Below are 14,308 nucleotides of genomic sequence, written 5' to 3'. Positions count from 1 at the left end.
GATCGGCTAGGCGGTCGGCATGACGTCGGTGAGCATCGCGCTGCATAGGCGCACGGCCCGACTCTTCACCTGCCCGTACCACGCCGAGTCCTTCATCTCCGCGGCGCTTGTGCCCCAGTCGTGCGCCTGCATCGCGGCGAGCGCCCTCTTGAAGCCGAGCAGCTTGGTGATGCCCATGTTGAAGCACATGTTCGCGAGCACGCGCTGGCGCACCTCGCTCAGCGCCCGCCACCACGACAGATAGGCGTCGAGCTGGTGAAACGTGTCGCCGACATCGGCCGTCAGCAACTGCGTGATCTGCGCGTCGGATAGCGGATAGGTCCAACCGGACGGCAGCGGCGAGGCGTCGAGGTTGTGCCCCACGCCCACGGTGTTCTTCGGCGGCGTGGACGTGTCCTTGTATGGCCAGCGCCGCACGGCCTCGTCGCGGCGCAGCTCGGCGTATAGCAATGTCAGATTCATTCGCCCGCCCCCTTACGGCCACCGTTCTTGATGAGGTAAAACGCCTGAAGCAGGATGTATCCGGCCGTCAGGAGCGCCACCCACCAGTTGATGTCGTGACTCAGAAGCCAGAGCCAGAAGTTGCCGCCCACGGCCGGCGCTGCCTTCACAACGCTCGCGGCAAGGTCGCTTCGATTCATCAGGTCCCCGGAAATAAAAAAGGCCGCCCGAAGGCAGCCATATTGCGAAACGTATTGGTGAGGTTTTTCGGGACTAGATCTAGTCCGGCCACACGAGCGCGGGCAACTCCGCAAGCAGATCGGGAATCGTCGGCGCGGCGCGCTTGCCCGCCTGAACATCAGCGAGTGCCTGATAGCAGTACGACCAGCAGGCGTCTCGCCACACGATGCACGCTTGTCCTTCGGCGGCGAACTTCGCGTTTGCGCTGGTCGCATACGTGCATGCCGACAGGATGCCGTCGTAATTGCGCTCGCTTGCCTTGCTGTCGAGCAGCGCCTGCACGGCAATCGTGTAGTCGGAGACAGTCGGCGCAGTCACCGGCGCGGCGGGAGTCGCCACGACATTCGAGTCAGGAACTGCCAGCTGATACTGGCCCGCCGCGTTGATGACCCATCCGTACAGCAGCTCGGTCGTGCCAGCAGGGTTTTGTGCCAGATACAGGGCATTGGAGGCCGCCTCTGCCTCGGCCTGCGTCGCGTAGATATAGGGCGGTTGCGGATTCGCCATCACATCACCTCATTCGCCTGGAGTTCGACTTGCCAGTGGATATTTGTCGCGGCCACTCCGGTCACGTTGACCTGCAACGCGCCATTTGTGGTGTCCGCCACCAGTGCGAGCGTCCACGCTGATGCAGCAGAGGACGCATATGGACTGCTGATAGCTGAACCGACAATCGCGACTGTGCTCGCACTCGCGCCGCGCGTAACGAGCGCATCGCCCTTCCACGCCTTCGCGACCGTGCCGCTAGCGTTGCGAGCAACGGCCGTGAGCGAGACATACACCGCAGAATTGTTGCGCAGGACAAGCTGATTGGTCGCGGCGGCACTGCCGTTTTCCGCCGTGGCAGTGAGCGTCAATGCGGATGTGGTCGAAGACTGCAACCCCGTAAAGGTGAACTGCGTATTTCCGACGCCGATGCTCTGATGTCCGAATGCAACCTGCCCGGCGATCATATTCGTGGTAGCAGATTGCCCCGCCGCGACGGATGCGTAGCCGGAGGAAACACAGCCTGCTCCGATAGCAATAGCCTCGCCGCCCGAGGCAGTATTGCTACTTCCGACTGCAACAGCCAAGGATCCCGAGACCGTATTGCTACTCCCGATCGCCGCACCCGCGCTCCCACTTACGACATTAAATGACCCAGCCGCAATTGAACGAACGCCCGATGCAACCTGAGCCGGGTCGGTGCGATACGCCTGTAGATCAATCGCGCGCTGCCCTCGCTTGTTTCCGCCCGTCGTAGTGCCGTCTGCAATTGCGAGGGCAAAGGAGCCCGTTCCTTTCGGGACATATGCCACGTCCACGTTGACCGCGGCGTTACTTGCCGAGAGCGCCGCAACAGGGACGGTATCGTTCGGCGCGGCCGTCGATAGCGTGTCGGTGAAATCCGCGAGCCCGCCCGACGACGCGGGAAGTTGACTTGTCGGGACCAGTCCATCGGCGCCGAGCGTTGCAAGGCCATTCGCGGTGCCCTTCTGTGCAATGAAATCGCTGATCTGACTCTGGAGCTTGCCGAGCGCGCTGAGCACCGTATCCGCAGCAGTGATGACCGCGTTCGTCGCCGTCGACAGGCCCGTGAGCACGGTCGCGAGCACGCGCGACGGCGTGAAGTACTGATTCGTCGCGCCCTCGGGAACGGCGTCCGTGCTACCGGGTGACGCGCTGATCTCGATGTACGCCGAACCGCTCCAGCGATAGATTTTGCCGCTGTCGTCCGCGACGTAGATCTTGCCGGTTTCGCCCGTGGCCGGAAACGCCGCGAGATTCGCATACTCGAGTACGTCGTCCACGTAGCTCGGCAGATAGGCAGCCGCCACCTTTCCGGTCGAGTCGAGCGGCGCGACACCGTTTGCCGCGCCGACTGCGCTCGCCGCGACTGCGCCGACGTTTGCCGCAGTCGGCAACGGGTGCACGTGATCCGATCGCGCTGCGGTCGCCGCCGTGCCGGCCGATGCACCGCCCAGCGCCGCGCCGACCACATTGCCTACCGCCGCCGCACTGGCCGCGACGCCGTCGAGCTTCGTCTTGTCCGCAGCCGACATCGAGCCAGATGCGCTCTCGGTGGCCGCGTTGATACCCAGCGTGGGATTCGAGCCGCCCGTCGACGTCAGGGGCGCCGTCACGCTCACGGTGCCCGTGCCGCCGCCGCCGCTACCATCCGCGCCCGCGTGAACGAAGATCTCCCGGTTGGCCGTGTCGGCATCCGGCGTCGTGGGCGTCGTGCCAGCGTCGATGCGGCGCCACGCCGAGCCTGCGTAGGTTGCGAGATCGTTCACCGCATAGGCGGCGTCGCCCGACCAAGCGCCGCGCGGCGTCACGCCCGCCGGGCCCTGCGCACCCGCATCGCCCTTGTCGCCCTTCGGCCCCGCATCTCCGGTGTCACCCTTCGGGCCCGCGTCGCCTGTATCGCCCTTGGCGCCCACGTCACCTTTGTCGCCCTTCGGCAACGTGAGGTTGAGCTTCTGGTTCGGCACATCGCCCGTAATCGATGCCGCCGCCGTATCGCCCTCTTCGACGGTGCCGATGGACAGCGCAGCGCCCGCGCCGCCGCCGTTCTTCGCCAGCAAATTGAGCTTGTCGATGTAGTCCGGCTGCCCCGGATAAAACATGTCGCCCATCAGGCCTCCTGAATCGAAATCGAGCCGGTGTAATTCGCCACGAAGTCATGCCCCAGCGAGCCCAGATCGGAGAGCTTTCCCCAGATCTGGTACTGCTGCTCCTGCAACGGGTCGGCAGACTCGGGAAAAAGGCTCACGAAGATCGGGCGCGCGAAGCCGCTGCCGCGCAGGATCGACATGAACTGGTCGCGATCCACCGGCGGCATCCACGAGAGACTCACCGCGAGCGTTCGATACTTCGTGCCGCGATCCGTGATCAGGTCGCCCGCGTCGTTGCGCGTGTTGGTCGTCGAGTCCTCGACCGCGAGCTTCGGGTTCCAGGCCGCGTTGGTCGTCGGCGACCAATACGCGCCTGCCACGAGGCGCGAGGCCTCGATGTAGCCCGCAGCATTGCCGGGGTCCGCGAGGTCGATCACGATCTGCTCGACGGCCGCATGCGCGAACCACGCGACGGCGTACGTCCCGCCGCCGAACGCGAAGGCATTGCAGCCGAGCGACTGCGTGCCCCAACCGAACAGCCCCAGGGGCGCATACGGGCACGCAGGCTGCACGCCGGTATCGAATGCGGGCACGGCATCACCGGCGATCGTGTAGCCGCGCACGCGCATCGTCGCCCCGCTCGTGAGGTTGCAGAACGGCAGCACGACGCACGCGACCAGCTCGGGCGTCGGCCACGTCGCCGTGAGCGTGGCGCTCGTGCCCGTCGCGCGCCACACCTGCGACTTCAACTGCGTGCACAGGTTGGTAACGGGCAGCGCGCCCGCCGTGCTGCTCGCGCCGAGCGTCGCGCGGTCCGCTGCGTTGTCGTAGACGACGCGCAGATTAGGCATTCGCCGCCTCCAGGCGCGCAACGCTGAGACCCACCAGCGCGAGCTGCGCATTCAGCGCGGCGAGCATCTCGTCGGTCACGTCAGCTTGCAGAATCGGGCGCTGCATGTGCTGGGGCTGCTCTGCCTGCTGGCCATCGACCAGCACCTGCTCATACGTGGTGAGCACCGGACGGCGAAACGGCTGCGGCATGACGTCGTTCGGGAAGTTGATCGACAGGCTGAGTGCGGTGGACTTGCGAACTTCGGTTGCCATGAGGGCTCCTGAAATAAAAATGCCCGCGCACGGCGGGCTCGAAACGGTGTGACGCGGCTGCTCTAGCCGCAGAGATAAACGCACGCGACCTGCCCGACCTCGGCAGCACTCGCAAATGAAATGGCTTCGCGCGCCCGCGCGACCGTGTAGCCGCGCACGACGTCGTCGGACTGGCGCATGCCCTTGCCGGGCGTCGACGAGGTGACGATCAGGTCGCCTGCCTCGATGTCGCCGCCCTCGCCGCAGACATTCAGTTGCCCTTCGCCAAGCGCGTTCATCGTGAGCACGGAATACGAATCCTTGATCGCCTCGTATTCGGCGCTCATGACGTTTGTCCCATCCTCTTCGGTGTGGTCGATGAGCGCGGCCGGCTGCGCGCGCGACAGCGCGCCACCGACCGAGGCAATCACGCCGATGGCGCCCTTCTGCGTCGGCTTCGACGACGTCGCCACCTCAAAGATGGTGTTCGACAGTCCGCCGCGCCCGCGGCACTCGACGTCGATCACGATGTCGCCTGTCGTCATCTCGACTCCATTCGGATACAGCGCATCGTGCGAGCCAGTGAACGGGCCGTGCGTGCCCGACTCCGCATAGAAGGCGTACCCGCTCGCCGTGCCCACGAGGCCCGATGCCGTCACGGCGATGTTCTGCCCTCGAATCGCGTGGCAGTTGTAGCTCGACTGCCGTGCCGTCGCGGTGAGCGCCGTGAGGTCGCCATAGCTCGTGGTCACTACCGGCGTATTCGACGTGTAGTACTGGTTGCTGAAGTTGGCGATGCCAACGAGCATGTTGTCGACCTGAATGACACCGGCGCTGTTGATCTCCAGCGCGTAGCCGCTCGACGAGTGGCCAGTGCCGACATTCATCGTCACGCCGTTCAGCGTGCCCGCGTTGACCTGGTTCGCGTTGATCGCGCCGGAATAGATGACGCCCGCCGCGAGCGTGCCGGCGCCGATCTGGTTCGCCGCGAGAGAGCTGGCATAGGCCAGGGTCCCGAGGTTCGTCACCTGCGTCTGGCCGTTCAGTGCGCCGCTCACCTGCGTGTTCAGGTTCACGGTGTTGAGCAGCGCCAGCGCACCGAGGCCGCTCACACTGCTATTCGCCAGTTGCCCCGTCACCTGAGTTGCAAGGTTCACCGCGCTCAGCGTCGCGAGCGCACCGAGACCCGTCACCTGCGACGTCGTCACGCTGCTCTGCGTGGCCAGAGAGCCGAGCCCCGACATATTCGCCGTCGTCAGCTTCGTGCCCGCGCCGAGGATGATGTTGCCGCTCGCATCCTTGACGGTGAGGTTGCGTGTGTCGAGCCGGTCGGCCGTCAGCGATCCCGCGACCACCTGCGACGCCGAGATCGCGCCTGCCGCGACCGTGCCGAACGTGACCGCGTTCGCTGCGATGGACCCAGCGACGATCGCATTCGCCGCGACGGCCGCCGCCGTCACAGAGTTCGCCGCGAGCGCGGGCGTCGTCACCGCGCCCGTACCGATCTGCGTGCTCGTGATCGTGCCGACGAGATCGCCCGTATTGACCACTGCGGTCCACGCCGTGCCGTTGTATCGGTAGAGCTTTCCGTCCGAGATCTGGAACACCACCTTCGGGCCGGTGTATCCCGTTGGCGAGGGCAGCGTCTGCGCGAGACCGACAGGCTCGATGGTCTTCGCGAAGTCCGAGACATCGACCGTATCCTGCGTGGCGAGGTCACCCAAGCCGGTCACGCTGTCCGCCGGCACCGTCACATTCGGCGGCAGGCTCACCGGCAGGAGGCGCGGATTCGTCGCCTCCAGCAGGATGTCGCAATAGTTGACGACCGTTGCCATTAGATCAGCACTCCAATCGTGATGCGGCCCGATAGCCAGTCGCGGCCGATCGAAACGACGAGGCCGGTTTTCCCCGCCGCGAGTCCGAAGCGCTCGTGCGTGATCGTCATCGCGTCGCCGAGCTCGACCAGCATCAGCCACGCGTAGGCCGTGAACTGGTAGACGTGCCGCGGCACCTTCCAGAGGCCCAGACGGCGCTGCGCCTCGGCCTGCGCTTCGGCTTTCACCAGCAGGTTCGTGTCGACCTCATCCGGCTCAGTCGTGAGGCTGTAATTCGACGCCACCGCGTCGTCGCTCGCCGTGACCGTCACCCACTCCTGCGCAAACAGGTCCTTGCTGGACTGCGGTATGCCCGTCTGAAGCTGGTTCTGGACGGTGTAGTTGTGGCAGAAGCCGAGTTTCACAGCCGCCTGCACCGTCGAGCGCTCCGTGATTGCGAGGCTGCGCAGTTCCATGTCCGAGGCGGTCACCGACCACGGCGTACCAGTCGCCGGCAGATCGAGTTCGACGAGCCGCAGCAAGCCCGCCGTCGTCACGATCAGCGACGCACCCACGGACGCCGCGAGGCCCTGGCAGCAGTCCAGCACGTTCGTTTTGTCGGACAGGTACACACCGACTGCCTGCGTGTGCGCCGCGTTGAACGCCGCGAAGTTCGCGGTGTCGATGTCGGCTGCGGTGTAGCGCTGTGAGGGCGTGCCGTAGCTCGTCGCCAAGCGCTGGATGATCGGCGCCACGGTGTTCGCGTAGCCGCCGGTGTTGTCGCCCTGCGCGCTCACCGTGATCTGGCCAACGGGCGACTGAGTGAGCGTGAACTTTCCCGCAGCGAGGCTCGGCTTGATGGATACCGGCGCGCCGTTGTCGCGCACCTCGATCACGCCTTCAATCGCCCCTTGATGGACCTGGTATTCCAGCGTCGCGGTGTTCGTCGAGAGCGGCTCCACGTTGAAGGCCTCGCCGAACAACACGGGAAGCAGGCGATCGGCATTCTGCGTGCCGTCGTTGAGCGTGGTGTCGGTCACCGACGTGTTGAGGCGCTGAAGCTTGTCGGTGAGTTGGAGCACGAGGCTCTCGCGCTTCGTGGTATTGATGTCCCGAATCACGCCGTCGAGGATCGGCCGAAACTGCGCGCGGGGCCATCGCACGTCGCCGAAGAAAACGCGAATGCGCCGGTTGACCCAGACGTCGTCGAGCCACGCGTCGCGCGAGCCGTCGTCGTTGGCGACCTCGAAGTCGCCGAACGAGATCGACGCCGAGCCGCTCAGGTCGATCGATTCCGAAAACTTGACGCCACTGTTGATGACCGGCAGGTACGCCGTGTTCGCGGGCGTGTCTGCCGGGCCGGTCGTGTAGCCAAGGTTCGACAGGTAGCGCGTCGTCTCTACGCCGCCCGTCTGAACCTGCGCTTCGACCAGCATGCAGCGCGCGGCCTCGGGGTCTTGCAGCCACGCAATGAAGTCCTGATCGGTCATAGGCTCTGAAATGAAAAGGGGCACCCGAAGGTGCCCCATATGGGATTGCCTAATTACCGCTTGGGCGGCCTGGCGCTCTGCGTTCGAACCGCAAGATCAGTTGCATCTTGCGAGCCCGCCACGATCGTCTGTGCGCTTTGCGTCGTCGCTGCCGCAACCACTGCGGCGTTTTGCTGTGTCGCCTGCACCAGCGCACTCTCAAGTTGGCCAATGCGCGAGTTCAACGCCTTCACCTCAGTAATCAGCGCAGCGTTGTCGCTCGTACCGTACTTGCTGTAGTCGATCGGCTTCAGTGCCGTGCTTAGCTGGTCGTTCGTGTACACGCGACCCGGCGACTTGAAGTCGACAATCTCCGGCCCGTTCTCCCCCACGAGCGCGAGGCCTGCTGGCGCAAGCCCACCAACAGCATAGGCACCCGTCAGCTTGGCGTTCTTGAGGTCGCCCTTGATCTGGTCCAGCGTCTCCTTGCCGTTGTAGAGCTGGTCGGTATAGAACTGCAAACCGCCCGCGTCAGCCGCACGCCCGAGAATCTGCTGATACGCATCTCCAATCAACTCCTGGTCGGCGCTGTACTTGAAGTCCGAGAGCGTCTTGCTGCCATTCGCAAACGAGTCCGTCCAGTAGCTCACCTCATTCGCGGTCGGCGTGCGACCGAGCATGCTTTGATACAGGCTCGTGATCTGGTCGCCGCCCGTCGCCGTACCCGTGCCGATGATCGAAGCCAACTGCGCCGCGATCTCGCTCGGCAGGCCTTGCAGGATCGAGGGTACTTCCGATTGGATACCTGCCGCCTGCTCGATCGCATCGAGCGTACTGAGCTGCTGCGCAAGCTGCCCCATCACGCCCTGATACTGCGAGCTCGCACTCGACACCTGACCCGACACGATGTCACGCAGTTGCGTGAGCTGGTCAAGCGACTGCTGGGAAAGCTGGTCGCTTGACTGGCTCTGCGAATTGAGTGAGTCGCCGAATGCGCTCAACTGCGAGGTCACCGACGCGAAGATCTGCGTGTAGGTGTCGGAGCTAGCGTAGTACGTCTGCGCCAGCTTCAGGTAGCTGTCGGCCGTCGTCGACAAGTTGCCGATCGCCGTCTGATCCCCGCCTTGCGCCTTAGCCAGCGTATCGGCATACAACTGTGCCGCGTCCGCGAGCTTCTCGCTCGGCGTTTCCGTCGACAGGTCTCCCGCCTTCAGGCTTTGCACATAATCGCGGATCTGCTTGACCTGATCCGTCAGCGCCGAGACAGACTGAGTTTCGGTCTGGTAGCGCTTCGTGATGAGGTCATTGAGCTGCGTGGCCAGGTCGATCTGCTGCGTGAGCGACACACCACCGCCCGTCATCTCCGACCAGAGCGAGCTGATTTGAGCCGACGTATCCGCGTCGTTGCCCGTGAGCGACGAGTTGATGGAATCGAGCAGCGACGATGCATTCGACTTGTCGGTGTACAGCGACTGCGCGCTCGACGAGAGCGCCGAGATCGCAGTCTTCTGCGCCTGACCGATCGCCGCCTGCATGGCTGCCATCGATTGCTCGGCGGCCGATGCTACCTGGCCGAAAGTCGGTGCGAGCGCGAGCAGCGCATTCTGAAGGTCTTTCATCGGCTGCGATGAGGTGTCCATGTTCTCGACGAGCGCCTGAAATTCAGCGTTCGTCTTCGGCATGGCCACGCCGAGCGCATCGAACTGCGCCTTCAACTGCCCCTGCGCCACAGCGGCCTGCTGGTCGGAGGTGTAGATCGCGCTGTAGTAGTTGTTCCACAGCGACTGCTGTTGGTCCGCTGCCTCCTGTGCGGCCTGTTGCGCGGCTGCTGCCGCCTGCGTCATCGTGTTGAATGCTGGCGCCAGCGCAAGCATCTGCGCGTAGAGCTGTTGCCCGGCAGCCGTCGAAAGATCGATGCCTTCGACGGCTTGCCGGAACTGCTCGTTCGTCGTGACGCTGGATTCGCCCAGCGCGGCAAGCTGATCCTTGACGGCTTTCGCCTGGTTCGCCGTCTGCTCGGCCGCCGGTACAAAGTTTTGTTCGAAGTACGACGCGTTCGTGTTGAACTGGTCGATTCCCCCGGAGAGATTGACAACCGCAAGCTGCGCATCGGTCGACGCGCTCTTCAGGTTGTCAAAGTCCGAGCCCATCGTCTGGATCGCAGTGAACAGCGATTTCAGCTCGTTGAGGACGCTTTCGATCTGCGTCACCTGGTCCGAACTCAGCGTCGATGCGTCGAACTGTTTCAGGTAATCCGCATAGGGCTTGTCGAGATTCGCATCCTGCAAGCTCTTGATGACCGAACGCTGGAGTTGCAGGCTCAAGTCGTTCAGGACCGTGGTCGAGTCCTTCACGCCACCCAGGTCAACGCGACCCGGATCCCACTCGTTCGGATCGGTCGTAAAGCCTGCCGTCACGAACGAATTGCCCTTCTTCGGACTCACTTCGTAGCCTGCATGATACGTACCAAGGTCGGCAATGCTGCCGCCCAGGGACGTAGCCATCGACTGAATGGTCTGGAACGTCGAGTTGATCTGAGACGTTACCTGCTCACTCGCTGGATCACCACCAGACGGGCCAGTACCAACCTTGGTAGCGGCCGTGCCATCGGTCGTGTACGTGGCGCCATTGCGCGTCTCGCCGCCACCGAAAAGCGATCCGACCAGGCCACCAAGCGCTGAGCCGATGACTGCGCCAACTGGCCCCCCAACGTACGAGCCCGCGAGACCGCCGAGCGTGCCACCGATCTTCGATCCCGTGCCACCGAACATGCTCCCAACCATGTAGCCCGTGCCGGCCGCTCCGAGCATGCCCCCCAGATCGTTCATATTGCCGAGGCCACCGAGATTGAATCCTCCGCCGCCCGAAGCCGAAAAGCCATAGCTATTCGAGCCAATCAGCGAACCATCACCATACGCCGAATACAAGTTCGACGCCGAGGCAACGTTGCCGGCCACATCGGTCGACAATCCCGAAACGCCACCGAGAGAACCGAGTATGGACGAACTCGCCCCGGAGACCATTGAGCTGGTTCCGCCCAGATTGAGCAGGCTCGCCAACGAACTCCCACTGGAAATCAGCCCGGACAAGTCAGTGAGACTGCCGCCTGTCGTACCCAGCAAGGCACTCTGCACGCCCTGCCCGCTGACGAGCCCAGCAATCTGCGCGACCACCTTGACGACGAAGGGCTTCGCGAACTCGGTGTAGAGCGCATCAACGACCGTGGATTCGAACGTATTCTTCAATGACGATGTGAAGCTACTCCACGAGTTCTTGCCGTTCGTGAGCATCAGCAGGAAGCCGTCATGGAAGTCATTACCGAACTGATCGATCGCGTGCTTCCACTGGTCAATCAGCGGCTTGTTATATTGATTCACAAGCCACTGGTTGTACTGCTCGATGAGGCGCTTTTGCGCCTCTGTGCCGTCCCCAGCGTTGTCGATCAGGTCCTGCCACTTCTTTGCATCAAGCGCCACAAGTGCGTCATTGCGCTGCCGCTCATCGGCGATGCTGTTCGCCGCGAATTGCTCATTTTGCTTCTGCAACTGCGTCGCTGCTGCGAGTGCATCGCGCTGCGCCTGATAGCCGCCAACGACCTTCGCGAGCGCGTCAGCTCTTACGAGAAGATCCCGCTGCTCCTGTTCGGATAGCGGGTGACCGTCTCGCTGCGCTTTGTTGATCGTCTCACGCGCCTGCGCCTCATATTGTAGTTGCGTGCCCATCAGCTTGCGCGCTTCACCCTCCGTGCCATACAACGCAAGGTCCTGCGCCAGCGCGTCCTGCTCGCTTTGAGCCGACGCACTCCATTTGTCGATCTGCTCGTTGTAGGCCTTCTGGGCCGCCGCCTGATCCTTCTTTGCCTGTATCTGCTTTTCAACCGCCGCGAGTGTCTGCGCGTAGCCGAGCAATTCCTTCAACTGCGCATCCGACACCTTGCCGATGCGATCCGTTTGCGCGAGGCCGAGCTGCTGCTCGATCTGCAAAACCTTCTTGTCGCCGTCGCTGATCTTGCCTTGCGCGCCGCTGTATTGGTCCATCAACGCGAGTTGCTGCTCCTGCGCTGCGATCTCTGCTCGCAGGTTGGCCGCGTCACGGTTCCCGGTTGCCTGAGCATTCGACGACCCGCCTTTAGCGCTCTTCGCCACCGCAGCGGCAACCGTCGCATTCTCAGCGGCTTCCGAGTAGTTTGCCGGGTCAAGTTGATCGGGGTTTGCCTGCGCCGCAGCGCGCGCCGAGGCGTAATACTTGCGAATGCTCGTAATTTCATCGTCGCGAATCTGCTCACGCGAGCGCAGATTCTTCTTCAGGTCATCGATATGCTTCGACGCTGAAATGCCATCAGCCTGCTGCTGGGCGAGCATGCTCTGAATGCCTGCGGAATCCGCATGCTGTGCTGCCTCCTGTCCAGCGGATGCAAGATCCTGCTGAAGGCTCGCCAGATGGCTCATGACGTCGGCATTGGGTGTCACACCTGCCGACTTGAGACCATTGACCTGCTGCTGGAAGTCCTCGACGGCAGCACGGGCCGCGTTGACCGCATCAGCAGGCGTTTCCGGCTTGCCCGCGTTCATGGCCGCGCGCCAGAAGTCCGACCAGGACTTCTCGGCTTCCTTCAAAAGCTGCGGCAATGCCCCGAGCGGCAGCTTCTGGTTCTCAAGCGAGGTCGTGAGTGCATCGGCGGCCAGCTTCATCGCCGCGGCTTTGTCGCCATGCTCCTCAAGTGCCTTGATTTCGTCATACTGAGCGAGCGTCAAGAAGTGATACTGCTCATTCATCTTCTCGGCGCCCTTGGCGACGTCGTCACTCATCGAGACGAACTGCGCAACCACCTTGTCGACGCTTTCGCCGGTCGCTTCCGACATGGCCACCGCCGCGGCGCCAACCGACTCCAGAGCACTGCCACTGACCTTGCCAGACGCTACCAGGGCGGTAAGCGCCTTCTCCGCTTCCGTGACTGCCCCGTTGGATGACCCGATGCGCTGAGCCATATCGTCGACCTGGCCCGCCGTGACACCCGCATAATTCGCCGTGGACGCGAGCGCCTTGCTCAGACGATCCGACTCTTCATAGCCCTTGACTGCTGCCACTGCGAACGCTGTAGCGGCCACGGCGGCAGCGGTGAAGCCGAGGACGAGAGGACTCGTCAGGGTCTCGACGACATCCATCCGCTCAGCCATCACCATCAGCGAGCCGCCGAGGTTGCTCCAGCTACCCGTCACAACCTCGTGCGCAAGCACCACGAGTTCCTTGCGCGCGCCCGCCGTGTGCAGGCCGAGGCTATCCATCGCCTTGGCGCCGCTGGTTGCGCCGTCGGCGACTTCGTTGAGCATCGCGCGGCTGCCGGCGATGTCCGCCATTGCGGACTTGTACTGCGCATACGACGTCGCTCCGGACTTGAACGAGCGCTCCGCCAGGGCTTCCTGCTGCGCGAGCTCCTTCAGACCAACAACAGCATGATCAACATCGATCCCGGCAATGGCCTTGTCGTATTGCTCCGCGCTGAGGCGGCCGTGGTCGAATGCATCCTTGAGCAGACCCTCGTCGGACGCGAGCTTTCGCGTCGCGGCCCCCAACGGGTCATACCGTGACGTCACCGAATTCAGCTGCGACTGAAGGCGATCTTCGTCCTTCCAAAGCGCCGCGAGCAGGGCGTCGTATTCCTCCATCGATAGCTTGCCCGACGCCATCACGAGTTGCAGGCGGTTCTCCTGCTCGATCAGCGCGGCGAAGGACGTAGCGCTCTGTGCAGCGCCGGCGCGCAACGCCTCCATGGCTTGATTGACTTCAGCCATTTCGCGGCTCGTCGCGGACATCGCGGCATTTTGGGCCGCGACTGTCGCGCGGACATCCTCCGACGATCTCCCGTATGCCGCGGTGCTCGACGCGGCGGCGTCCGATGCGCTCGCCGTCGCGTTCATGGCCGCCTGCGCTTCGCGTGAGTGCGCGACCATATCCTTGATCCGCGCCGAGGCCTCGTCTCCGGTCTCACCAAAGGCGTTGACCGATGCTGCCGCAGTCGCAGTGGAGTCGCGAAGAGATTTGAGCGCGGACTCCTGACGGCCAATCTGATCGATCAACGAAGTTGCGGATGCGCCGACGCCAAGCTGTGCCGCCTGGTAGGCGAGCAACTCCGTCTTGCTCATGCCGAACGTGGCCACCTGGTCCTTCAGCGCCGACGCCTGGCTCTGGAGCGACTGCATGAACTTCTGCGCCGCCGGATCAACGCCGCTCAGCGAACCGCTCATTCCCGCGAGCGCCGCTTGCGCTTCGCGCAGGGCGTCCGTGTACGGACTGATCTTCGCCGGATCGAGGCCGCGTTGCGCCGCCAGGAGGTCGTAGTAAGCTGCCGTCCCCTTCACCGCCGCCTGCTCACCCGCTTGCAGACCTGCAAGCGTTGCAGCGGTCTGGCGCTGGATCGACTGGATCATGCTGCGCGTTCCGGCGTCGACCTTTTGCGCCGATTGAGTGGCGCCACTGCCGATCGAATCAATGGCCCTGCCGGCTGCGGCACCCTGCTCAGCGACCGATTGCACCATGTCGCGGGCGCTATCCTTGACGTCACCGAAGCCCTTGCGCGCTTCGGTGGCATCGACGGTCACGCCAAGCTGTACTTTCCGATCATCAGTCGCCATCGCACACACCAAATGAAGTGGCCCGCACTTGG

The 14,308-nt window shown here is 63.7% G+C and carries 9 protein-coding genes; all 9 read right to left on the bottom strand.

The features are described 5' to 3' along the window. Positions 1–6 precede the first annotated feature (6 nt). Positions 7–462 carry a lysozyme family protein gene (locus C7402_RS05555; RefSeq protein ID WP_116609896.1) on the bottom strand — a complete coding sequence of 152 codons (456 nt, stop codon included), beginning with the start codon at positions 460–462 and terminating at the stop codon, positions 7–9. After that, a complete protein-coding gene (locus tag C7402_RS05550) occupies positions 459–641 on the bottom strand; it encodes a hypothetical protein (protein WP_116609895.1) in 183 nt (60 codons plus the stop codon). The genes C7402_RS05555 and C7402_RS05550 overlap by 4 nt, the downstream gene beginning before the upstream one ends. A gap of 79 nt (positions 642–720) precedes the next feature. After that, positions 721–1,188, bottom strand: coding sequence for a hypothetical protein (locus tag C7402_RS05545; RefSeq protein ID WP_116609894.1), 468 nt, complete (start codon positions 1,186–1,188; stop codon positions 721–723). Continuing rightward, on the bottom strand, positions 1,188–3,299 hold the full coding sequence (locus tag C7402_RS47370) for a hypothetical protein (RefSeq protein ID WP_208948891.1): 2,112 nt from the start codon (positions 3,297–3,299) through the stop codon (positions 1,188–1,190). Before C7402_RS47370 ends, C7402_RS05545 begins: the two co-directional genes overlap by 1 nt. After that, entirely contained in the window at positions 3,299–4,129 is an 831-nt protein-coding gene (locus tag C7402_RS05530) for a hypothetical protein (RefSeq protein WP_116609893.1), read from the bottom strand. Before C7402_RS05530 ends, C7402_RS47370 begins: the two co-directional genes overlap by 1 nt. Beyond that, complete coding sequence (locus C7402_RS05525) at positions 4,122–4,382, bottom strand: hypothetical protein (protein WP_116609892.1); 261 nt, start codon at positions 4,380–4,382, stop codon at positions 4,122–4,124. The genes C7402_RS05530 and C7402_RS05525 overlap by 8 nt, the downstream gene beginning before the upstream one ends. A gap of 62 nt (positions 4,383–4,444) precedes the next feature. Continuing rightward, positions 4,445–6,196, bottom strand: a complete 1,752-nt coding sequence (locus C7402_RS47365) for a hypothetical protein (RefSeq protein ID WP_208948890.1) — start codon at positions 6,194–6,196, stop codon at positions 4,445–4,447. Continuing rightward, entirely contained in the window at positions 6,196–7,665 is a 1,470-nt protein-coding gene (locus C7402_RS05515) for a hypothetical protein (protein ID WP_116609891.1), read from the bottom strand. The genes C7402_RS47365 and C7402_RS05515 overlap by 1 nt, the downstream gene beginning before the upstream one ends. 53 nt (positions 7,666–7,718) lie before the next feature. Beyond that, a complete protein-coding gene (locus C7402_RS05510) occupies positions 7,719–14,276 on the bottom strand; it encodes a phage tail length tape measure family protein (RefSeq protein ID WP_116609890.1) in 6,558 nt (2,185 codons plus the stop codon). Positions 14,277–14,308: the final 32 nt, after the last annotated feature.

Source organism: Paraburkholderia unamae, assembly GCF_003096875.1.
Classification (GTDB): domain Bacteria; phylum Pseudomonadota; class Gammaproteobacteria; order Burkholderiales; family Burkholderiaceae; genus Paraburkholderia; species Paraburkholderia unamae.
This window is presented reverse-complemented; position numbering and strand designations above follow the sequence as displayed.